Raw genomic sequence first — 20638 nt, 5'->3', positions numbered from 1 at the left:
CCGCACTGGAGCACCGAGTCGGCATCGCGCTGGGACGGGTGACACCGCGGGCCACCGAAACGGGCCTGCTCGACAGCGATGGGTGTGTCCTCGTGATGGGACCGCACCGCCTCCGTATCGGCGGGGCGTCACTGGGCGGGAGATCGCCGGCTTCCTTCGCTCCTCGCCGTCCCGCCCACCCGGCCGATCTCTTCCTGGCCAGACGCGTCGTGCGACGTCCGCGACGAGCGGGAAGACGTCCGTGTCTCCTCCCTTCCCTGGTAGCGCGTGATGGCGTTGGGGTGGAGATCGCGACTGGATTTGGGGAAGCAGCGGCCTGCCGTCGGCGTCACCAGTGCGGCACCGGCTATAACCGGAAGGCGACCTGGTCCGATATGTCTTGTTTTCTGGATTATCCGAGGAAAGATGGCGTCCTCGAACGCCTGATGGATCGGGCACCGCGTTGCGCCGCCCGTGTCGCGGCATGACCGGACCCCTTTTGCCCCGGCGCATTCGCCGTTCCTCGTTACGAGCCCGTCCCAGAGCAAGGAGTGCAGCATGGTCACGGCCCCGACCCGCCCCACGATCGCCCCGGAGGCAGAGCGGCTTCCCGCACCGCCGCTGCGGATGTCCCGAGAGATCCAGGGCAACATCCTGGCAGCGTTCAACAAGGACCACATGACCTTCCGCCATCTGCGGTTCCCGGACCCGGCCCGCGGCCGCGGCTGGCTCTCGGTGATGCTGAACACCGTGGCGGTCACCGCTGAAGTGGAGGACTTCAACGAGGAGTTCTCGGTCACCCGCCGCGCCTACGGCCGCGACCCGGCCAAGGCCGCGACCTGGGTGGGGCTGTCCCTCACGTACCAGGGTCTGCTGGAGGTAGCGGCCCAACCCGACCAGATCACGAAGGACCTACGTGCCTTCGAGGCGCTGCGGGCGGGCGCCGACGGGCGCGCCGCGATCGTCGGCGACGACCCGTCGGAGTGGCTGTTCGGAACGGGTGACACCACTGTGCACGCGATCCTGCTGATCGCCGCGGACTCCAAGGCCGATCTGGACGAGAAGCTCCTGAAGATCGCCGCGGCCGAGAAGGCCCACGGCATGATTCTGGTCCGTCAGGACCAGGGCGAGACCCTGCCGGGCGAACTGCGCGGGCGCGAGCACTTCGGTTTCAAGGACGGTGTCTCCCAGCCCGGGGTCAGCCAGTTCCACCGCGAGGACCCCCGCAAGCCCGGGTTTCGCGAGAACCGGCTCGGGTCCGAACTCATCGCCCCCGGGGAGTTCGTCTTCGGATACCGGTGCGAGAAGGGCAGCAAGAACCGCCAGGGGCCGGAGTGGATGAAGGACGGCTCGTTCCAGGTGGTGCGCCGCCTGCACCAGGATGTGGCGGGCTGGCGCAATGCCGTGGCCGGGGAGGCGAAGAAGTTCACTCCCCCGCTGGACTACGACCGGCTCGCCGCCTGTCTGGTCGGCCGTAGACCCGACGGCAGCCCGCTGGCCAGACCGTCCGACCCGGTGGTCGGTATCGGCACCGACCAGAACAACTTCGACTACCACAACGACCCCCGCGGCCGAGACACGCCCTGCGCGTCGCACATCCGCAAGACCAACCCGCGCAACGCCGACCGGACCAGCAACCCGCGCAGCCACCGCATGCTGCGACGCGGCACCACATACGGCGCGCCCCTGGAACCGGGCAAGCCCGACGACGGCCAGGAGCGCGGTCTGCTGTTCGTCTGCTACGGCACCTCGTTCGACGAGCAGTTCGAGCATGTCCAGGCCAGATGGGCCAACGCCGGGGACTTCACCCCCGGCGAGGAGGGATCACCCACCGGTGTGGACAACGTCTGCGGAGCTGCGGGCAAAGCGACGTTCGAGCTGGGCGAGAACGGCCCGAAGGGCACGGTGAACATGCGGCCCTTCCTCCGGACCACGGGCATGGTGTACGCCTTCACCCCGTCGATGTCCACCCTGCGCATGCTCGCCGAGGGCACACCGCTGCCCGGGTAGCCCGCGCCACCTGGGCACGTACAGGCGCTGCTCCGTCCTCGGCTCCTCGACTCCTCGGCATGAGAGCCGGCAGGACTTCCGCTGCGGCCCGGCCCCCTCAGAAGGGCTCGGCGGCCCGCAGGAGATCCTGCGGAAGACAAGGGGACTCGACGCGGATGGTCCAGCCGCGGCGGCGGGCGTGGCAGGCCAGGCCGAGGATGTCGAGGTCGACGGCGGCGTCCGGGTCGTCGGCGCGGTCCGCGACCCGGTAGTAGTCGCGGTGGGCTTCGAGTGCGTCGGCCAGGGCCAGGTTGAAGCTCTCCTCGTCACCGTCCGCGAGCTGCGACGGCAACACGGCCGGCGGCATGGCGAAGCCCCAGTCCTCGGCGTTCTCGGCCTGCTCCAGCGCCCGCTGCGCGGCCGGTTCGGGGTCGGCGCCCTTGAGGTAGGCGTGGAGGGCTTCGCGGTACGCGCTGAAGGCGGAGCCGTCCGGGCGGGCGAAGGCGGGGCCGGTGAGGACGAGCGGGGCGAGGTCCTCGCGTGCGCCGGTGATGAGGGCGAAGGCGGTGGCCGTCTGCCAGGTGCCGGCGCCGGCCTCCTCGCCCCGCTCGGCCGGGTAGCTCAGCGTGCGGCCGTCGATGGTCACCTCGGCCTCGGTGCCCGGCTCCGCGAGGGCGACACGGAAGAGGGCGGCCCCCATCTGGGAGGCCAGCCGGAGGTTCGCGAGCTGGGCGTCCTTGACGTCGCCGGAGTCCCCTGCGCGCCACTTGAAGAGGCGCTCCTGATCGCCCATGACGCTGCCGAGCCGCCGGACGGCAAGCGGTTCGCCGTCGGCCGCGGTGAAGGCTTTCCGGACGCCCTCGTCGTACATGGCCTCGATCTGCGGGTTCACCGTCCGCTCGCAGGCGGGCCGATCCACCACCAGCGGGCCCGCAGCGAGCGCGGCGACCGCGTCCGGGCGCCGGTCCCGGCCGAACCCGCCGACCCGGGGGCCTCGGGTCTCGAACCCGGTGACCAGCGCGTGCGGAAGGTAGTCGGTGCGCACGGCCGGCGACCAGCCCAGCGTCCGGTACGCGAGAGCGGCGAGGGCGATGGGGACGAGCGGGAGCAGGCTGCTCGGGGAGGCCGCAGGGCCGTACAGGGGGGTCTCTCTGGCCAGGAGGTCGGCCAGCGCGGCGCCGAAGGCGGCCCGGGCCTCGGCGGCCAGGGCGCGCAGTGCGTGCAGTGCCACGCTGTCCGGCCGGTCCAGGAGGGGCTCGCCGGTCTCCTCGGCGCGGGTCCGTATGCGGTCCAGCGCCGCGTCGACGGCGGCGAGCTTGGCCTGCGCGCTCGGCGGGTAGTCCTCGTCGTCGCCGGTGTCGTCCAGGACCACGGCCGTCAATCCTGTGGCGAGCTCGCCGCCGGGTGTCCCCTGCGCCTCCGCGGCGAACTTCTTGCGGGCGAAGTGGAAGGCCTCACCGTGCCACGTGGCCCGGTCCGTAAGCAGCGTCAGGCAAAGGGCGTCGGTCCACTCCCAGGGCGTGACGCTCGCTTCGGGCTCATCGTCACCCGGGTCGTAGCTCATGCCGAAGTTCACGTACGACAGGTAGACACCGAAGCTGCAGTGAGGGTGGTAGGCAGCGTAGGCGACGGCGCCGGCCGCGGCTTCCGCGGCGTCCTTGAGGACGGCCTTGGCCTCCGGGGTGTCGAGGTCGGGTGTCGTGACCGAGAGGGCGGCGAGGTAGTCGAGGAACTCGTCGGCGATCGACTGCCATTCGTAGGTGGTCATCCGGCCGGCCCTCGACATGGACCGCACCTGCCCCCCGATGCGGTTCGTGAAGTCCTCGCGTGCTGCCGACACGACGGCCCCGCCCACCTGGTGACGCTCTATTCGCACTGCCCTGCTCCTTGATCGATCTCTGCGCCGCCAGCGCGTCGTCGACTTCGGGGGCCGGGGTCGCGGTCCTGACGGCACAGTCACCGGCCCACCGCCGCCCCTCCTCAAGGTGCTTGGAGGCCTGGTCCACGGCCCGTTCCCAGTTCTTCCTCTCCGCCCAAGAGGCCCCCTCGGGCAGCGGCTTGTTACGGGCCGGCCTCGTTCACGCCTCCACCATCGGCAATACCCGGGCGGCGTGAACGCCGTCCACTGCACCGCGATGGCATCGGTCGCCTACCCATCCGAAGCCTCGCCCGTGGCGGCCTACTACCATCGCCTGGAAGTGGCCGCGCTCCGCCTGAGTCACCACAGGCCCCGCCCTGTTCCTGTCCCAGCGTGGAGAGATGCCGTTCGCCAACGTCCCGAATGCCTCCGTCCGCGGACGGGCATCGCGCGCCGTCGATCACCCGGAAGAGGCCGCCACGGCACCGCGGCGCCGGCCCACGTGACCTGCGAGACGTTGGGGAATCTCGCCGCCCAGGACCAGCCCGTCACGGGAGTCCGTGCAGACACGGCCAAGACCCCGATGATGCCCATGCTCGACCGGGGCACTGGTCTTGGCCCGTGCCCGGCAGGCCGGAAACCATCAGACCGCGGCAAGCGCTGGCCGCGGCTCCCCCGTACGGAGGGGGTACCCTCCGCCGCGTCCGGTATGCACGGCGTGTGCCGATGTGCCGTGTGACGGGTGAGGCCCGGGGTCGTCCTGCCACGGCGGCGACCGCCACAGACGGTCCGGCAGGGCAACGCGCGGTGCGCTTCCCAACTAGGACATGTTCTGGCCTGGTTGCGCCGTATGGTCGTGCCCACTGCGCGGGAAGGCCGCAGGGAGCCACAGAAGGGAAGACCGATGAAGCACACCGCGCCCGAGGGGTACACCTCCGTGGCACCGTGGGTGGTCACCGACGACACGGGAGCACTGCTCGACTTCGTCGCCGCTGCCTTCGGCGGTGAGGAACTGGCCCGGGTGCCCGTGGAGGACGGCAGCATCGGACACGGGGAGATCAAGGTCGGCGACACGGTCGTCCTGGCCTTCGACCGTCGCCCCGACTGGCCCGTGATGCCCTCGCTGCTGCGGGTCTACGTCCCCGACGCGGACGCGGCCGTGGCGGCTGCCGTGGCGCACGGGGCGCAGGTGATCACCGAGGTCTGCGACAGTGCATGGGGGGACCGCGGCGGCCGGGTCCGCGATCCGTTCGGCAACATCTGGTGGGTGATGAGCCACGTCGAGGACGTCGACCCGGACACGGCGTGGCAGCGTATGTCCGAGCCGAAGTACGCCGAGTTGATGCGCGTGGCGCAGCAGACGCTGGACACCGCGCTCAGCGGGCGCAAGTCCGGGATTTCCAGTGCCCCGCTGCGGCCGGCCGACTGACACCTCGTACCGCGCCGGTGGCGCTTCCTTGTCACGGCCGCCCGCTGGCCCCACCGCATCCCGCGGTGGGGCGAGTCAGCCGGTCGCCGCGTGATCGAGCACCTCGGGGACCCGAATGCGGCGCTGATCGTGGACGACACCGGATTCCTGGAGAAGGGGTTCCGCCCGGCCGGGGTGCAGCGGCAGCACTCCGGGACGGCCGGGCGGACGGATAATTGCCAGATCGGCGTCTTCCTCGCCTATGCCACCGCCCGTGGCCGCACGCTGATCGACCGGGGCCTGTGTGTGCCCGAGTCCTGGACCGAGGACCGGGTAAAAATCCCACCACCCCGTTCACGCCGCTGTGCGGAGTGGCACCACCGACGCGGGGTGGAGCAGCCGGTGGCTCGCCGGGCTCATGACCCAGAGGTCCCTCAGCCGATACCGCGAGGGGGAACACTGGTCTGGGGCATGACCGGCCACGGGTTCGCCAGGGCCGGCAATGCACGTCCTTCGCTCCGCGCGGTCCCGGCACGGGTTCGTCCACGGTCAGGGGGACCCGAGCAGCCCGACAGCCCGGCCGCGGAGCAGCTTCTTGTCCGGCTTCCCCGCGTCGGTCAGGGGCAGCGCGTCGACGAAGGCGATGCTCGCGGGCTCGTACATGGCGCCCTTCCTGTCCCGCACCATGGCGCGCAGCTCCTTCTCACCGACGTCGCCGCCTGGTGTGCGGACGACGACCGCGTGGACCCGCTCCATGAGGTTGGCGTCGGGGACTCCGAGCACTGCGCTCTGCAGGACCTGTGGATGGGAGTTCAGCACATCCTCCAGTTCCACCGTGTACACGTGGCCTCCCACCACCACGATCATGTCTTTCAGCCGGTCCACGATGGTGACGTAGCCGTCCGAGTCGACGAACCCGATGTCACCGGTGTGCAGCCAGCCGTCCCGCAGTACCTCCGCGGTGAGCTCGGGCTGCTTCCAGTAGCCCTTCATCACGTGCGGGGAACGTACGCATATCTCGCCGTGCCCGCCGGCGGGCAGGTGCCGTCCGTCGGCATCACGGACGGCGACCTCGACGCCTTCCAAGATCTTCCCGGCGGTTCGCAGCAGCTCCGGGCGCAGCGGATCGTGGTCCTGGGGGGAGAGCATGCTGATCCCGCCCGCTTCGTTCTGACCGTAGAACTGGTTCAGTACGGGGCCGAAGCGACGGACCGCCGCCGCGAGGCGGGTCGGGGAGGAGGCACAGCCCCCGTAGGTGAGCATGCGCAGGCTGGAAGTGTCGGTGTGGTCGACCGCGGGGTGGTCCATCAACCGGTAGAGGAGCGGCGGCAGCAGGAACATGTGGGAGATGCGTTCGCGCTCGATGGCGGCGAGCACGGCACCGGCTTCGAACTCGTCCAACAGGACGACGGTGCCGCCGCGGTGCAGCGTGACGTCCGCCATGAGGCCCGCCGCATGCGCGAGTGTGGTGCACACCAGAGCCCTGACCTGCCCCACCTCGGACCAGTCCGGTCCGATCGACACGCACTGCTCGAAGGTCGTGCAGATGGCCTTGGGATGACCGGTGGTGCCACCGGTATGACGGATGGTGCAGATGTCCTGCGGATGCGCCGAGCCCGGTAATGCCTCGGTGGACTCCTCGGCGGCGAGTTGCACCAGGTCCAGGCCCGCGCCGCGGCCTCCCCCGAGGACCAGTACCCGCTCCAGCGGCAACCGCTGGGCCAGGTCGGCGGCGCGCTCGTGGTAGGCGGGGTCGACGATCAGCGCCCGGGTCTCAACGTCCCGGAGGATGTCGGCGTGCACATCGGCAGAGAGGCCGGCGTAGAGGTGGTTCACGGCGCAGCCGAGCAGCCCGGCGGCGTAGCGGGCGGCGATCGCCTCGGGAAGGTTGCCGGAGAGGAGGGTGACCGTCTGACCGCGCCCCACCCCCTGGGACCGCAGCGCGCGGGCCATGCCGTAGACGAGGCCGCGCAGTTCACCCGCGCTCACGAGCCGGTCCCGGTGTACCAGGGCCTCACGACCCGGTTCCTTTCCCAGGGCGGCAAGAATCTCTTCCACGTGGCTGTGGAAGTGTTCGGTGGTGTCGTCCATACCGATCCCCATTGGTTGACTTGAGCAACTGGTTGGAGGTTAACGGTCAGTGATCCACAAGCCCAAGCCGGACGCCGACATCCAGCCAATACCCGCTCCCTCATCCACGCCCGGGGCAGGCACACAGTGCCTTTCACCAAACCAAGCGGACCCCTGGGCAGGGACGGCAGGGACGGCAGGGCGTGCGCGGTCAGCGGCGATGGCGGCCCCAGGACTCGGCGTAAACCCATGGCCGTGCTCGTCGCGCAAGATCGCGGCGTCGGCAGAATGAGCTGTCCAGGGGGCCTCGACGTGTTGCTCAGCGCCTTGAGGAGGCTTGCCTGCAAGCCTTGTCGCGTCTACCCGCCAGAACTGCGAAGGGCCATCACCGGTGATTCGACGAGCCAGTGCATTCGCATCCGTCGCCGTGGCTGCGGCATTGACGGTAGCCACGGCCGGGCAGGCCGTTGCGACCACAGGCACCGACCCGGCGCCGGCGCCTGCACCGACCGTCGTCTTCAACAACGGCAACGGGAACGTCTTCAACAGCGGCAACGAGAACATCAACAGCGCCGCAGGCGGCAACAGCCAGGTAACGACGGGACACGCTTCCGGAGGCAGCACACAAACCCCGCAGCCGGTGGGAGCACAGCTGAGCACCTCGGTCGTCCAGGCCACCCGGAACGTGGTGAGCACCGCCGGGCAGGTGGAAACCCTCAACGTTTCATGTCCTCAGGGATGGCAGGCCGTCTCCGGGACCATCACGTTCACACCGCCCACACCGCAGCCCAGCCACCCCGAGTACCTGGTGGGAAGCTTCCAGTTGAATCCAGGCACGTGGCAATTCAACTACCGCATCCCTGCCGACGCGCCGCTTCCCGTGTTCGTGGCCGCATCAGTCGTGTGTGCCCAGGTAGCGGCACCGTAGCGGGCGAGCGAACGCCGGCGTCCGGCACCACGGATGAGGGCCTGCGGCCGCGCCGCCTGGCAGCGCCGATCGGCCGGTCGCCCAGCGTGTGGGTAATGAGTTCCGTGTCGACGTCTGTGCGGGTGGTCTCATTGATCTCCTCGGCGGCCGGCAGGAGGGCGGCGAGCGTGGCCGGCGCGGCAGGTTCCCGGCTGGCCTGCGGCTCGGCCCGGAGGTGGTGGAGACCGCCCAGGTGCCGGCCGGAGCGGTCGGAGCGGTCACGCCCTCGGGCGCGGCCGCGGAGGTGATCACCCCGTAGAGTCCTGCCGCCGACTCGGCCTCGACCCACGCGTGGACATCGACGCCGGCTCCCCGGTCGCCCCGCTCCGCCTCGCCGAGCACGGCGCGGGCACCGCCGTCCTCAGCGCCTCCTCAGCACAGGGCACCAGACTGCGGGCCGTCCCGCTCACCGACGCCGCCACACACGCCCGGCTCGGCCTCATCACCCGCCACGACCAGCGCTCACCAGCCGTACGGCTCCTGCGAGCCAAGCTCCTCACCGCCCTGCAGCCGCCTGGAACACCCTGAGGCGTCCGCACCGCTGCCGAAATCCGCCCCGCCCGGGGTGCGCCCGGCAGCCAGGGCGCCAGCCATCGCTCCTTCGGATGGCTCCACAAACCGTCGGGCCACCCGGCCGCATGGGGCTGGTCCTCCCCTGGAAGAGTTCGGTGCGATGGAGGAGGACCCGGATTCGGTCGTCGTCGCCGGGACGTCCATCTCCTATCGGGTGAGGAAGCGGGTCGCACCGACGTAGACGCGGCCGGTGGAGCCGATGGGTTCCTCCTTGACGACGTCACCGGTCCGAGGCGAGTTGATCATCATCGGTTCACCGTTCCTCGTACCCGTGTAAATACCGACGTGGGTGACGTCCCCACCGGTGGCGGGGCGGAAGGCCACGATGTCGCCGGGCCTGAGATCCTCCGTCCCGTTGATCCGCACGCCTACGGCCGAACCGGCGGGCGCCTGCCCGCCGCCCGCGTCGAACTGCGGCTGTGCGTCACGCGGGATCGTCACACCGAGCGCGGAATACACCTGTCCGGTAAGACCAGAGCAGTCGTAGCCGAACCCGGAAGTGCCCGACCACAGGTAAGGCAGGCCCAGGAACGCGCGTGCGGCGGCGACCACGTCCGCGCCGCTCGGCGCGGCCGGAACCGCTGCAAGGTCACCGGCGCGGAAGAAGATCCGGCCGCCGCTGTTGCCGTAGGCCGTGACGACACCGGGCAGCGGGCCGGCCTGCACCGGGAACGAAGTGTTGTACGAGTACTCGGTCGCCCGCCCCGGAGCGGCACCCTCGAGCGCGGCTGCGGCGGAGGTGAAGCCCCGGACCGTGGGCCGCGCGACGCGCTCCTCGTGAGTGCCCCGGGGCGGCTTCCGACGGTCCGATGTCAACTGCCGGTCAGGAATCCAGCCGGGGTACGCGCCCCGTCCGGCCGGGTCCCTGGGCGTGGGCTGGCCGCGTACCCATACGTGGTCCCACAGCAGTCCCCCGTGCCGCTGCGTACCGTCGACCATCACCTCGGTCCCGTGCAGCGCCTGCGTTTCACCCGCGACGTCGCGCCGCTCGTCCAGTGACATGTCCCTCAACCAGCCGCGGATGTCCGCGGGATTGGCCGTCGCCGGGGCGTCAACGCCTCGAACCTGCTCGGGACTCACCCAGACCTGGGCCACCGCCACATCGACGTAGCAGGTCGGGGCACCGTCGCAGGGGCGCGCCGCAACGGGCGCGGCGGCGTCGGCGGAAGTGCCGATGGCCGGTGCGGCGAGGGAGAGGAGCACTGCGGCTGCCGTCAGAGCTGTCTTCACCAAGGACATGGGGCCATTCTGTCCAAGGTGCCGAGCCTGCGAACCTTGCGGACTCCACACAGCGCATCGAGTGTCAACGGCACCCTTGTCCCCCGTGCAGTCGAAAAACCACCAGCGCTCGACGCAACCACCGGTTCCTCATCGACGCCGATGCCCGACTCGTCGCCGCAGTCGCCGTCGCTGCCGGCTGGCTGGCTGGCAGGCCGGCCAGCCAGCCAGCCGATCACGGAAAACCTCCCACCGCGAGGTCCGGGCGCACGTCGAGCGGCGCCCACACGGCGACCAGCGGGGGCGCTGTCGGGCTCGTCTTCGTCGGCCGAAGGCGTCATCGCGCCCGTGATGGCGTCCTCCAGGGCGTTCGTCAGGCGCTGGATGTGCTCCGGCAGGATCCGCGACGTGGCGGCCTCGGTGTGATGACGCCACTGTCGGCGCAGCAGGTCGTCCGTCTTCTGCGGGGTGTCCCAGGTCGGGCGCTGCCGCCCACTTGCCCAGCCGCACTGGCAGACCACGAGGACGCCCGTGGCCCGCGGGTGTGCGTGGGCGCCATCGTGCCTCAGGCTCCAGGCCGACTCCCTGCCCTTCCAGAGCTCCTGGCCGTCGGCGGTGTCGCGGGTCCCGCCTGTTCCGTCGGGGCGGACGGAGAAGTCGAACCCGATGTCGGTCAGCTCCAGTGAAAAGGGCGTACTTCCAGCCCAGTCATGAGCGCACCGCAGAGGGCCTGCCGGTCGGTCAGGCCCTCTGCGAACTGAAACACCGACGCCAGCGCCAGCCGGGCCAGCGACACCACGTCACGCACCCGCATCGCCAGACACACCTTCGGGAACAGTGCGCGAGCCACCCGCGCAGTCTCCTCCGAGATCTCCGCCAGATCCACCTCATGCAACGACACGAACCCACTCCGAGTACGCGACGACGGCCTGCACAACCCCAACGGGGTCACGCAGGGCCCGGATTCGCCAACAGCGTCCGGATGATTCCGGGCGGAGCCTTCCGGTGTCCGGGCGGCCGCCCGGACAGGAACGGGTGGTTTCTACCGATACGTCCGGTCGCAGCGGTCCGGGTCATTCAGGATGTTCGCGAGGAACAACCCCATGTCGAAGTCCTCCGGTTCCGCGAACGCCGTCGGATCGTCCTCGTCCAGCTCTTCGACCGGCCGGGGATAGGCGATCCGGAGGGTACCGACGGTGAGGTTGTTGATGCTCTCGCCGCGTTCGTGACGCGCTGCGAGGTCTCCCGTGAGGACCATGTCCCGGTCGCCCAGGCGCAGCCGGAGCACTCCGTCGACCCGGTAGAGAACGGCAAGGATCTCGCCGAGCCGGCCGAAGCAGCCACGGCTCCCCGAGGACACGTCCGGCCCGGCGGCGCGGCGAATCGGCCCCAGGACCGCGGAGTCCGTGTCGAACGAGGCCTGGTCACCCCACCGCTCGAACGATGAAATGGTGATCTGCATCGTCTCTTCGCCAATCCGAGGTCGGCGCCACCGGAACGCGGCGTGCCTTCTGCGACCTGCTCCCAGGATTTCCCCTGCACGCGAAGGTACTCGATGGAGGGACCAAGTTTGGTCCTGGTACCGCTTCTGGTTGCCTGCGTAGATCTCTTCCGGCTTGGCCGACGGTGTCACATGCTTGTACTTGACACCACCGGCCCGGGCCCTGTCGCCTACCTTCCAGTCCCGCCCGGCGCGACCGCCAAAGCCTTCGCCGGAGAGTTCGACCGATACCTCGGCATCCCCGTCTCCCCTCGCATGACCCAGACACAGATCGCCACAGCCGTATGCCGCACCTGCAACACTGTCGGCGTCCGCCTGGTCCTCATCGACGAGATCCACCGCCTCAACCCCCGCACCACCACCAGAGCCGAAGCCGCCGACTTCCTCAAAGACCTCACCGAACCCAGCGCCGCGACCTTCGTGTAAACGCCCTCGACCAGTCCTCGCCCGCGCCCGAGTGCAGCACCGAGGGCCCCACCACTCCCTCGCACGTGCAGCGGTGCCCCACAGGGCGGCGGGGCCAGGCCAACTCCAGCCACAGCCCGCCCGCCCCGGCCGCTCCCGCCCCGCGACCCCAGCGAACCCTGGACCGCCAACGGCCGCACCCCGGCATGGTCAGCCGCTCCACACCCACGGTCATACTCCCGTCGAGCGCTCGGCGAGCGCATCGGCGTCCTCCGGCGTGGACCAGCCGGACACCCGGTCTTCCCCGCCCGCGTCCTCGGCCAGGACCAGCGCCGGGTCCGCCAACCGGACCGCCCCGGACCGCACCCCGGGTCCGCGTACCACCAGCAGCCCCGACGGCAGAGCAGCAGGGACGGCCGGCTTCCCGACCACGCGCAGCCAGGCCACCACCACGCCCCTGAATACGGGCGTCGAGCCCGCCTGGTCACCACGGCTGCGGACATCGGAGGGGATGGGCGAACCCGAGACCGAAACGAGTCCGGTACTTTGCCGCAGCGTTCGCTTATCGTGACCCCGACCAGGGATGATCACGCTTTGTGCTCACGAACATCATCTCCGCTGTCGGCCTGGTCGTCCTCCTCTGGGCGGGCGTCCACACCACCCGCCTCGCCGTTCGCAACCGAAAGGCTCGGCACTTCGACGCCTCCGCCTACGGCCTCATCCCCCGCGAGCAGCTCGACACCCGGCGTTCCGGCCCGCCCCGTGACGAGCCCGCGCTGCGCCTCGCCGTCGAAGCTGCCCTGAACGGCGAGTGGGAACCCGCGGCCGCAATCCTCGCAGACAGCGCGGAACGCCAGGACTGGGCGGAGCGCTGGCGGCTCGTCGAGGTGTTCGCGGATCTGGCCGTGGAGGACGAGCGCTGGCTGCGGATCTGGCGCGCCAGGCAGCCGCAGAACGCGGACGCCGTCGTCGTACACGCCCATGCCCTGCTGCTCCGCGCCTGGGCTGCGCGCGGCGAGAAGGACATCAAGCAGACTTCCGACGAGCAGGTAGCGCTGTTCGGCGAGCTGCTGCCGACCGCCATGTACGCCGCCCAGGAGGCGGCGAGGCTGGCACCGAGCGATCCGTCACCGTGGGTCACGATGGTCGCCGCCGCGCGTGGACTCGGCCTCTCTCACGACGAGTTCCGCCGCCTGTGGAGCGAGGTCACGGACCGTGCGCCGCAGCACTACGACGCGCACTGGCATGCCCTGCAGTACTGGTGCGCGAAGTGGCACGGCTCCCACCAGCTGATGTTCAAATTCGCCAAGCAGGCGGCGGGGTCCGCTCCGGCCGGGAGCCTGATCTCGGGCATCTACCTGCATGCCGTGTACGAAGCCGCCCTCCAGGACGGCGAGGCGGCCTACCGCACATGGGTCACCAGGCCCGTGCTCGCCCGCGTTCAGGCCGACCTGGCCCAGGCCGATCCGGAAGACCGTCGGCTTCCCGCGATACGGCACCTGTACGCCGCCGTACTCGTGAAGACGGGTCGGTACGCGGAGGCCCTGGCACAGTTCCGGCTCATCGGCGGATGGTGCGGAGCGGCGCCCTGGACCGACAGACAGGATGCCGCAGCAGCGTTCGACCACGCCCGCGGCCTGGCGGCCCTCCACTCAGGCCGCCCCTAACAGTCCGCGGTGACCGCGTCGGGCAAGCGGTGCCGGTTCTCTCGCCTCCGGCTCCGACCCACAGGCCCAAGGCGTCATTGCGGCCGTCCACGTCCACGCCGACGGCCAGGTGGACCGGATTCGAGGTCACCGAGCCCGAGCGGATCTTCACCCGCAAGGCGTCGATGCAAATGATCGGCCAGACGGCATCGAGAGTCCGGTTCTGCCAGGTCACGAGCTCTTCCACAGCAGCATCAGTGACCTTGCCGATCAGATCGGGGCTGATCTCTACCCCGTAGATCTGGGCCAGGTGGGAGCGGAAGTCGTGCACGCTGATCCCGCGGGCGTAGGGGGAAAGAATCCGGTCGTTGAACCCCTCGAGCCGACGGGCGTTGATCGGAACCAGACGCGGCTCGAAGTCGCCGTTGCGGTCCCGCGGTACCCGCCAGCGTGACCGCGCCGGCATCGGTCAGGACCGTATCGGAGGAGGCCCGTTGCGGGAGTTCCCCGACCCGTGCCCCGCCGGATCTCCGCGTTCGTAGCCGAGGCGTTCACTCGTCTCGGCTTCCAGAGCCTGCTCCAGAACGGCCTGGTGGTCTCCGTCAGCAGCCCGCCCTCACCCAGCAGCGCCGCCCCCGAAGCATCACCTTGTCGAGCAGCTGCTCGACAACCAGACACGCTCGCGGTGAAGTCTCTTGGGGATTGTGATGTTCTTCGCCTTGCTCGTCGCTGTCAGCGGTTGGCTGCCAGGAGAGCACGGGCGCGGCGGATGAGTGCTTGGCGTACCTCGTCGGGGGATAGCACGGTGAGGGGGATGGCCAGGCTGAGGAGGTAGGCGGCGAGTTGGTCGGTGCTGTTGCCACCGATTCGAACCACGGTGGCTTCGGGGCCATCAGGGCTGTGTGTGCCGATGGTGGGTGGGACTTTCTGCAGGGCGCGGTCCAGGGGAAGCGGAAGGCGGATCGTCGTGCATACGGGGTAGACGACGCTCGCGATCCCCTGGGAGACCAGTGCTGCGGCGTCGGGTGGATCGGTCAGGTCGGCCGGTTCGGTGGTGGGGCGTACGCTCACCACTCGGTCGGCACGGAATGTGCGCCATTCCTGTTTGGTGACGTCCCGGGCGACCAGGTACCAGCGCAGGCCGGTATGGACGAGGCGGTACGGGTCGACGGCTCGCACAGAGGCCCGGTCGGCGTGGTCCCGGTAGGAGAGGGTGGCGCGCAGTGTGCTGTGGCAGGCTCGCGCCAGTTCCAGCAGCAGAAGCGTGTCGATCTGCGGTTCGCTGGAGCGGGGGGTGTGTTCGAGGGTCCCGTCCAGTGTGTTCAGCTGCTCCGCGAGGTGTGTGGGCAGGCTCTGGCGGAGTTTGAGCAGCGCGGAGAGGGCGGCTTGCCCGGTGCCGAGGGCTCCGCTGAGCGCGGCTTCGCGCAGGGCGACGGCGACGGCCAGGGCCTCCTCGTCGTCCAGCACCAGCGGTGGCATTCGGGCGCCGGGGCTGAGCCTGTAGCCGCCCCAGGGGCCGGGTGCGGATTCGACTCCGTAGCCCAGGTCCCGAAGCCGGGCGATGTCCCGGCGGACTGTGCGGTCGGTGACCGCTTCGACTTCGGCTGTCCTGACCCGGCTGAGCTGGCCCGCTTCTACGGTGATGCCCTGGGCCTTCCCGTGCTGTACCGGAGTGACGACTTTGTCCTGCTGGGACGGGAGGGAGCCCCGGGGCTGGATTCGTCCGCCAGGCCGGCTACAAGGCTCCGGCCTGGCCTGATCCCGCCCACGGCAAGCAGGCCCACCTCGAACTGGGCGTCGACGACCTGGACGCCGCGCAGGAGCGGATGCTCGCCCTGGGTGCCGTCCTGCCTTCCTTCCAGCCGCGGCCCGACGTGTGGCGGGTGCTCCTGGACCCGGCGGGTCATCCCTTCTGCCTGTCGACGCACGGAATCTGAGCCCTTCCCGCACCGCCTTCGGCTCTCCGGCAGATCCTGCTCCACCAGGGCTCTGACCGCAGTTCCCTGATGGTCAACGTTCAGGGTCGAGGGCGCTGGATGGGCCGAGGAGGCCTCAGACTCCATGGCATCGGAGTGGGGATCTTCCAGCCATGCATCAGGGCCAGGGCGATGCATCTCGCGTCGCGACGGCTGTATCCCGTCGCCTTGCGAATCTCGCTGATCGCTTCGTCCAAGTGTCGCTGCTCAACAAGGTGGCGGGCTCGGTCCAGAGCGGTTCGCGGGACGGGCATCGCAAGTCCGCAGATGATGTCGGGATCCCACTTCTGTCTGCGGGCACGACGGATCCGCATCCATGTTGCCAGTGACACTGCCACTGCACCCCCGACACCAATCGCTCCGCCAGCTCCTCGAGGAGAAGGCACAGCCCGCACGGGAGCACTCCGACTTCGCCGACGACTGATTCCCCCGAGTCTAAGCTTGCCGTTTAACATGCGCACTGCTGCTTCGGTCGAGTAGGTGCTTTGGAGCGGGACCTGACAAGCTTCGCGGCATGGAGTCCAGCAAGAGTCCCGAGAACAACCTTTTGCGCTTGGCGGATGTCTGTCCTGATCTCGTCGGCGAGATAGTTGCCCTGCTACGGGACTCGCATCCGGTAGACCCGATAGTGGACTCGATCTCGAGCCTGCCCTTTCACGGGATCCGCCGCAACTACGTGTTGACTGCTCCGGAGGGGACGCCATCGCCGTGGGTCATCGCACTGGAACGTGGAGAGGAGACGGTGTTCCTGCTGGGTGTTGATCCGTCCCAGTCTGCAGTCACATGGGTTGATGTACTGGACGGACGAGATCTGCCTTCCGCATTGTTGCGTCAGTCGTGACGCGTCTGGGCTTCGTTCCCCTTTGATGGTGGGCTGGGCGACGGTATGCCTCGCCGGTGGCGAGGACGCGTCCGACGTCGTAGCGGGTGGCGGGCCGTCCGTTCTTCGAGCCGAGCGGTCCGCCGGGGCCCGGGCGGGTCGGTTTGGGTGCACGGGCCGGCGTGCCCGTCTTCGCGCGGCAGGTTCCGGACCCCCCGGCGAACCCGGGCGGGGGTTGGTCTGTTCGGCTCCGCCGGCCGCTCCCACGGTCGACGGCGATCGGCCGTGAGAGGGCGGGCGAGGCGGAGCTGCGCGTGGGCGGCCAGGACGAGTCAGGTCCAGCGGTCGCCGCGGCTGAGTCGCGGAGCTTGGGCCGGGTCCAGCCGAGGGTCTGCTTGAGCAGCCGGAACGTGCGCTCAACGTCGAACCTGCGCAGGAAGGCCTGCCAGCACCGGTCGACGTCCTTGGCCGCGGCGCCGGTGCCCGACCACCACAACCAGACCGGTTTGTTCACCCCGCCGCTGGGCAACTTCGCCACCGTCAACCGGATCATTGTGCCCTCGATGATGTGAGACCGGGAGCCACTCCGGTCGGTTTCGGTTTCGGAGCCACTGATCGGGTGACCTGTCCGGTCGGCACTTGGTGTCCAGGGATGTCACGGCGGTGGCGCCGCTAGCTCGGGCGTGCGGGCTCCGGGAGCCGCCTCCCTGACAAGTCGCGGCCGGGGGCCGGCCCCTGTGCGGTTCCGGGCGGCGAGGCTGACAACTGAGCGGCAGTCCGAAGTCGACTGGCACCTCGGCCACTCACGCCAGGAGCGACGCGCTTGACCCTCACGTGGCGTCATGCCGCATTGTCGGTGACGTGGAAGAGCACCTGACTGTGGGACGTGTGGCCGAGCTGGCCGGTGTGAGCGTACGCACGCTGCATCACTATGACGAGATCGGCCTCGTGCGGCCGTCCGCTCGGACCGGGGCCGGGTACCGGGCCTACTCGGCGGGCGACGTGGAGCGGCTGCGGGAGGTGCTCGGCTACCGGCGGCTGGGTTTTGGACTGCGCGCGATCGCGGATCTGGTGGACGACCCGGCCACTGACGCGGCCGCGCACCTGCGCCGGCTGCGTGGCCTCCTGCTGGAACAGCGCGACCGCGCTGCTGCCATGGTGACGGCCATCGACAAGGAACTGGAGGCACGGGCTATGGGGATCAGGGCGACCCCGGAGGAACAACTGAAAGTGTTCGGAGCGCAGTTGTATGAATCCATCGGGTCCGCGTACCCGGCGACGCGGACCACCGAGCCGCGGATCGCCGCGAGGATCTGGGAAGCACTCGGGGACGCGCGGACCGTACTGAACGTCGGGGCTGGCACCGGCTCCTACGAACCCACCGACCGCGACGTCACGGCGGTGGAACCGTCGGCGGTCATGCGGGCACAGCGTCCCGCGGGCGCGGCGCCGTGCGTGGCCGCCGGTGCGGAGAGCCTCCCGTTTGCGGATCAGTCCTTTGACGCCGCGATGGCGGTCAGCACTGTTCACCACTGGCCGGATCCGATCGCCGGGCTGCGCGAGATGCGGCGCGTGGCCCGCCGCGTGGTGGTGTTCACGTACGACGCCAGTACGACCGGCTGGCTTCAGCGGTTCTGGCTCACCCGCGACTACCTGCCTGAATTCGCTGACCTTCTCGTCGGCTGGCCTTCACTGGCCGACATGACCCGTGCGATCGGGGGCCGTGCGGAGCCGTTGCTCATCCCGTGGGACTGCGCTGACGGCTTCTTCGAGGCCCACTGGCGCCGGCCCGAGGCGTACCTGGACGAACATGTGCGCCGCGCGGTGTCGGTATGGACCAGAGTCGGTCCGGAGGCCGAGCAGCGGGCCGTGAACAGCCTCCGCGACGACCTTTCCTCAGGCAGGTGGGCCGAGCGCAACCGCGATCTGGTCGCCCTCGACGCGGCAGAGCTCGGCCTCCGCCTGCTCGTAGCCTCGTGACTGTCCTCGTCCGAACCGTGGTCGCCGACGAGACGAGTCCGCCCATTCGATGGGAGCGTGAGCACAGGCACCTGGCCCAGCTGGACCGGCCCATCGAGGACCACGAGCGCGAACGCATCGGAGGGGACGCGCGGTGAAGGCCGAGCAGGAGCTGCCGCAGGAGTTGTGCGTCAAGCTGCGGCCGGCCGCCGACCGGCAGTCGGCCGGCACCCCGCTGCATTCCGCGGGCATCTCACCATCCTCGACCTGGCAGAGGAAGCCCAGATCAAGCGGTGATTGCTGACGCACAAGTATCCGCATCTCCTTATGGCCAAGTATCAGGCGGAGTTCAAGGCCGCCCAACACCGGAGCGAACCGGTCAGGAAGGCCGAGGCCGAGATCGACAAGCTCCGCGAGGACCCTGGTCAGGGCCAGGAAGGAGAAGCGGCAGCTGGCGGACCTTCTGGGCACCTACACGGTCGTGATCGGGCAGCTGGCTCGTGAGAGAGCCGAGGCGATCGCCGAACGCCGAACGCCGAACGCGACGAGGCTCTGGCTGCCCGAGACACCGCGCTGGGTGTCACCGCCCCGAATCCGCCACCGCAGCGGACCGCCCCACCGGCAGGGCACACCGCACGCTTCCGCGCGGTCGGCGGTGACCTCGGGACCGGATTCCGCACATCATCCGTTCGAAGCCGGCATGCGACACGTGAATGCAATTCGGGACCTCGGGGTCGCCGAGGACGGTGCCTACGCGGCATCGCCGAGCCCGCAGCCGCGATCCGGCGGCGGTTCCGACGCCTCTGGGTCGACCGGCTCCGGACAGGCGCTCACACTCTGCGCAGATTCACTGAGCCAACGCAGCCACCAACCCGCGCGGCCAACCTGCACAGCTCCAGGTCAGGAGCGTGACGACTGCTCGGTTTCACCGACCGACGACCACCGGTGCCGGCCTCCTGGGTGTTCAGGGGAGGAACGTCACTGCCGGGAAGGCCGGGGACGGCCCATCGAGTAGGTGCCCCCGACGGTGGCGCAGGTGCTCGTCGAAGAACGCGAGCGGGTACGCCTGCTGGATCTTCACCGCCTGGTCGGGATCGAGAGTGCCGATCACGTCCTGGAGCTGCTGCCCGCTCCATCCGAGCAGCTTCGCCACCTGTGGGAACAGCGCCTCATTGTCACCGTAGGAGACGTGGGCGGCGCCCTGGGCCTGAATGTTCAGCCGCCAGCCGCGCAGGTGCGACCAGAATGCGGCGGCCTCGGGATTCGTGGCCCGGGTGAACACGGCGGACATCATCATGAAGGGCCGGTCCAAGTCGCCGGCCAGTGGCGGGTTCATCTGCATCGGGCCGTCGAGGCTGAGCCCGGCCCGGATGCGCTCGTCCGCGAGCGTGGCGCAGGCGGTGGCCGTCCCGCCCTTCGACCAGCCGAACGCGCCCATACGCCGGGGGTCGAGGGAGCCGAGCAGCCCGGCCGGCAGCTCCCGGTGGTCGACGTCGGGATTGCACCCGGCGGCGAGCTGCTCGACGCAGTCGAGGACGAATCGCAGGTCAGAGGCGAAGTCTCCGGGCAGCGTCGGCGCCTGCCTGTCACGCAGCGGGACGCCGATCCGGCCGTCGGGGAACTCCGTGTATGTGTCGTACTGGTGAGCTACCGTCACAGCCGCGTATCCGTGGCTGGCGAGCTCTTGGACTGTGACGGTGTGGTCGCCCTGGTGGCTGTGCGCGCCGTGGGCGAACACGACGACGGGCAGCCGTCGGCCCGTTCGCCGCACCGGAGCACCCATGTGGCCGACAGTGAGCGGCCCCAGGGGGGCCAGATCGCTGAGCCCGACGTCGGCGAGGAACGCCCGAAATACGACGGCTGGCATCCAGGGCGCCACCGGGTACCGCTCGACGTCACGGGCGGGGTACCAGACGGCGGCCATCAGCTCGCGGAAGTGCCCTGGGCCCGCGATGTCGTCCGGACGTGACCGGTCGACGAGGTGCAGATGAACCGTGCCCACCGGATACGGCCCGGTCGGCACGGGCAGCATGAGCCGGGCCGCGGCGGGGGTGGGGGCGGCCGGGTCGGCCCACGCGGGGCCGGCAACGGCGGCAAGCGGCACGGCAGCCCCCGCGGCCAGCGCGGCTCCCAGCACGCTCCGGCGCGTCATGCCCTCCCGGCTGATGAACGGCGTGGCAATCAAGAACCCTCCCCGAGTGACGGATCGTCAACCATGCCGCAACGGCTGGTCCGTGGGCACAGGGGAACCCTGTCACGTGCCCCTCCC

18 protein-coding genes and 4 pseudogenes are annotated in these 20638 nt (G+C 69.9%); 11 read left to right on the top strand and 11 right to left on the bottom strand.

Annotation, left to right across the window (positions count from 1 at the left end):
* Nucleotides 1–537: 537 nt before the first annotated feature.
* The gene (locus ACIQUT_RS22370) at nucleotides 538–1989 is read left to right on the top strand and encodes a Dyp-type peroxidase (protein WP_403564984.1); all 1452 of its coding nucleotides are present in this window, start codon (nucleotides 538–540) and stop codon (nucleotides 1987–1989) included.
* A gap of 97 nt (nucleotides 1990–2086) precedes the next feature.
* Here ACIQUT_RS22370 and ACIQUT_RS22365 read toward each other — a convergent pair whose 3' ends face one another.
* Nucleotides 2087–3823, bottom strand: a complete 1737-nt coding sequence (locus ACIQUT_RS22365) for an immunity 49 family protein (RefSeq protein WP_403565075.1) — start codon at nucleotides 3821–3823, stop codon at nucleotides 2087–2089.
* A gap of 907 nt (nucleotides 3824–4730) precedes the next feature.
* On the opposite strand from ACIQUT_RS22365, the gene ACIQUT_RS22360 reads away from it, so the two are divergent.
* Nucleotides 4731–5255, top strand: a complete 525-nt coding sequence (locus ACIQUT_RS22360; RefSeq protein ID WP_403564982.1) for a VOC family protein — start codon at nucleotides 4731–4733, stop codon at nucleotides 5253–5255.
* 90 nt (nucleotides 5256–5345) lie between these two features.
* A pseudogene (locus tag ACIQUT_RS22355) lies at nucleotides 5346–5642 on the top strand (transposase); the annotation flags it as partial.
* A gap of 141 nt (nucleotides 5643–5783) precedes the next feature.
* Here ACIQUT_RS22355 and ACIQUT_RS22350 read toward each other — a convergent pair.
* On the bottom strand, nucleotides 5784–7325 hold the full coding sequence (locus tag ACIQUT_RS22350; protein ID WP_403564980.1) for an AMP-binding protein: 1542 nt from the start codon (nucleotides 7323–7325) through the stop codon (nucleotides 5784–5786).
* A 406-nt stretch (nucleotides 7326–7731) separates the two neighbouring features.
* Between ACIQUT_RS22350 and ACIQUT_RS22345 the strand changes: the two genes are divergently transcribed.
* The 3 genes from ACIQUT_RS22345 (at nucleotide 7732) to ACIQUT_RS22335 (ending at nucleotide 8799) form a co-directional block, all read left to right on the top strand.
* Entirely contained in the window at nucleotides 7732–8232 is a 501-nt protein-coding gene (locus ACIQUT_RS22345) for a hypothetical protein (RefSeq protein WP_403564979.1), read from the top strand.
* An 88-nt stretch (nucleotides 8233–8320) separates the two neighbouring features.
* Nucleotides 8321–8530: a hypothetical protein gene (locus ACIQUT_RS22340; RefSeq protein WP_403564978.1), complete on the top strand. Its 210-nt coding sequence runs from the start codon at nucleotides 8321–8323 to the stop codon at nucleotides 8528–8530.
* Between the two features lie 32 nt (nucleotides 8531–8562).
* Complete coding sequence (locus tag ACIQUT_RS22335; RefSeq protein WP_403564976.1) at nucleotides 8563–8799, top strand: LysR substrate-binding domain-containing protein; 237 nt, start codon at nucleotides 8563–8565, stop codon at nucleotides 8797–8799.
* Nucleotides 8800–8991: 192 nt separating this feature from the next.
* Here ACIQUT_RS22335 and ACIQUT_RS22330 read toward each other — a convergent pair whose 3' ends face one another.
* The 3 genes from ACIQUT_RS22330 to ACIQUT_RS22320 all read right to left on the bottom strand — a co-directional run bounded on the left by ACIQUT_RS22330 (nucleotide 8992) and on the right by ACIQUT_RS22320 (nucleotide 11524).
* On the bottom strand, nucleotides 8992–9945 hold the full coding sequence (locus ACIQUT_RS22330; RefSeq protein WP_403564975.1) for a C40 family peptidase: 954 nt from the start codon (nucleotides 9943–9945) through the stop codon (nucleotides 8992–8994).
* A 790-nt stretch (nucleotides 9946–10735) separates the two neighbouring features.
* Nucleotides 10736–10963: a hypothetical protein gene (locus ACIQUT_RS22325; protein WP_403564973.1), complete on the bottom strand. Its 228-nt coding sequence runs from the start codon at nucleotides 10961–10963 to the stop codon at nucleotides 10736–10738.
* A gap of 141 nt (nucleotides 10964–11104) precedes the next feature.
* Complete coding sequence (locus ACIQUT_RS22320; protein ID WP_403564971.1) at nucleotides 11105–11524, bottom strand: hypothetical protein; 420 nt, start codon at nucleotides 11522–11524, stop codon at nucleotides 11105–11107.
* Nucleotides 11525–11695: 171 nt separating this feature from the next.
* On the opposite strand from ACIQUT_RS22320, the gene ACIQUT_RS22315 reads away from it, so the two are divergent.
* Nucleotides 11696–11989: a TniB family NTP-binding protein gene (locus tag ACIQUT_RS22315; RefSeq protein ID WP_403564970.1), complete on the top strand. Its 294-nt coding sequence runs from the start codon at nucleotides 11696–11698 to the stop codon at nucleotides 11987–11989.
* Between the two features lie 210 nt (nucleotides 11990–12199).
* On the opposite strand, the gene ACIQUT_RS22310 is transcribed toward ACIQUT_RS22315, so the two are convergent.
* Entirely contained in the window at nucleotides 12200–12415 is a 216-nt protein-coding gene (locus ACIQUT_RS22310; protein ID WP_403564969.1) for a hypothetical protein, read from the bottom strand.
* A gap of 149 nt (nucleotides 12416–12564) precedes the next feature.
* On the opposite strand from ACIQUT_RS22310, the gene ACIQUT_RS22305 reads away from it, so the two are divergent.
* On the top strand, nucleotides 12565–13635 hold the full coding sequence (locus ACIQUT_RS22305) for a DUF4034 domain-containing protein (protein ID WP_403564967.1): 1071 nt from the start codon (nucleotides 12565–12567) through the stop codon (nucleotides 13633–13635).
* On the opposite strand, the gene ACIQUT_RS22300 is transcribed toward ACIQUT_RS22305, so the two are convergent.
* The 3 genes and pseudogenes from ACIQUT_RS22300 to ACIQUT_RS22290 all read right to left on the bottom strand — a co-directional run.
* On the bottom strand, nucleotides 13529–14080 hold the full coding sequence (locus tag ACIQUT_RS22300) for a transposase (RefSeq protein WP_403564965.1): 552 nt from the start codon (nucleotides 14078–14080) through the stop codon (nucleotides 13529–13531). The genes ACIQUT_RS22305 and ACIQUT_RS22300 overlap by 107 nt on opposite strands.
* A 266-nt stretch (nucleotides 14081–14346) precedes the next feature.
* A complete protein-coding gene (locus tag ACIQUT_RS22295; protein ID WP_403565073.1) occupies nucleotides 14347–15093 on the bottom strand; it encodes a helix-turn-helix transcriptional regulator in 747 nt (248 codons plus the stop codon).
* A 30-nt stretch (nucleotides 15094–15123) separates the two neighbouring features.
* Nucleotides 15124–15258 (bottom strand): annotated as a pseudogene (locus tag ACIQUT_RS22290) (HTH domain-containing protein); the annotation flags it as partial.
* On the opposite strand from ACIQUT_RS22290, the pseudogene ACIQUT_RS22285 reads away from it, so the two are divergent.
* Both ACIQUT_RS22285 and ACIQUT_RS22280 read left to right on the top strand, forming a co-directional pair.
* Nucleotides 15238–15551 (top strand): annotated as a pseudogene (locus tag ACIQUT_RS22285) (VOC family protein). The pseudogenes ACIQUT_RS22290 and ACIQUT_RS22285 overlap by 21 nt on opposite strands.
* A gap of 553 nt (nucleotides 15552–16104) precedes the next feature.
* Entirely contained in the window at nucleotides 16105–16431 is a 327-nt protein-coding gene (locus ACIQUT_RS22280; RefSeq protein ID WP_403564964.1) for a hypothetical protein, read from the top strand.
* Here ACIQUT_RS22280 and ACIQUT_RS22275 read toward each other — a convergent pair.
* Nucleotides 16370–16978, bottom strand: a pseudogene (locus ACIQUT_RS22275) (transposase); the annotation flags it as partial. The gene ACIQUT_RS22280 and the pseudogene ACIQUT_RS22275 sit on opposite strands and share 62 nt — an antisense overlap.
* 320 nt (nucleotides 16979–17298) lie before the next feature.
* On the opposite strand from ACIQUT_RS22275, the gene ACIQUT_RS22270 reads away from it, so the two are divergent.
* Complete coding sequence (locus ACIQUT_RS22270; protein ID WP_403565071.1) at nucleotides 17299–18390, top strand: methyltransferase domain-containing protein; 1092 nt, start codon at nucleotides 17299–17301, stop codon at nucleotides 18388–18390.
* Between the two features lie 943 nt (nucleotides 18391–19333).
* Here ACIQUT_RS22270 and ACIQUT_RS22265 read toward each other — a convergent pair.
* Complete coding sequence (locus ACIQUT_RS22265) at nucleotides 19334–20554, bottom strand: alpha/beta hydrolase family protein (RefSeq protein WP_403564962.1); 1221 nt, start codon at nucleotides 20552–20554, stop codon at nucleotides 19334–19336.
* Nucleotides 20555–20638 lie beyond the last annotated feature (84 nt).

Source organism: Streptomyces sp. NPDC090445, from assembly GCF_044769385.1.
Lineage (GTDB): Bacteria > Actinomycetota > Actinomycetes > Streptomycetales > Streptomycetaceae > Streptomyces.
Note: the sequence above shows the minus strand (reverse complement) of the source record. Positions and strands in the feature narration are given on the sequence as shown.

Coding starts and splice junctions, on each gene's coding strand:
- ACIQUT_RS22320 (WP_403564971.1), bottom strand. CDS start 11,524: ATGCAGATCACCATTTCATCGTTCGAGCGGTGGGGTGACCAGGCCTCG.
- ACIQUT_RS22350 (WP_403564980.1), bottom strand. CDS start 7,325: ATGGACGACACCACCGAACACTTCCACAGCCACGTGGAAGAGATTCTT.
- ACIQUT_RS22315 (WP_403564970.1), top strand. CDS start 11,696: ATGCTTGTACTTGACACCACCGGCCCGGGCCCTGTCGCCTACCTTCCA.
- ACIQUT_RS22360 (WP_403564982.1), top strand. CDS start 4,731: ATGAAGCACACCGCGCCCGAGGGGTACACCTCCGTGGCACCGTGGGTG.
- ACIQUT_RS22300 (WP_403564965.1), bottom strand. CDS start 14,080: ATGCCGGCGCGGTCACGCTGGCGGGTACCGCGGGACCGCAACGGCGAC.
- ACIQUT_RS22280 (WP_403564964.1), top strand. CDS start 16,105: ATGGAGTCCAGCAAGAGTCCCGAGAACAACCTTTTGCGCTTGGCGGAT.
- ACIQUT_RS22370 (WP_403564984.1), top strand. CDS start 538: ATGGTCACGGCCCCGACCCGCCCCACGATCGCCCCGGAGGCAGAGCGG.
- ACIQUT_RS22295 (WP_403565073.1), bottom strand. CDS start 15,093: ATGCCACCGCTGGTGCTGGACGACGAGGAGGCCCTGGCCGTCGCCGTC.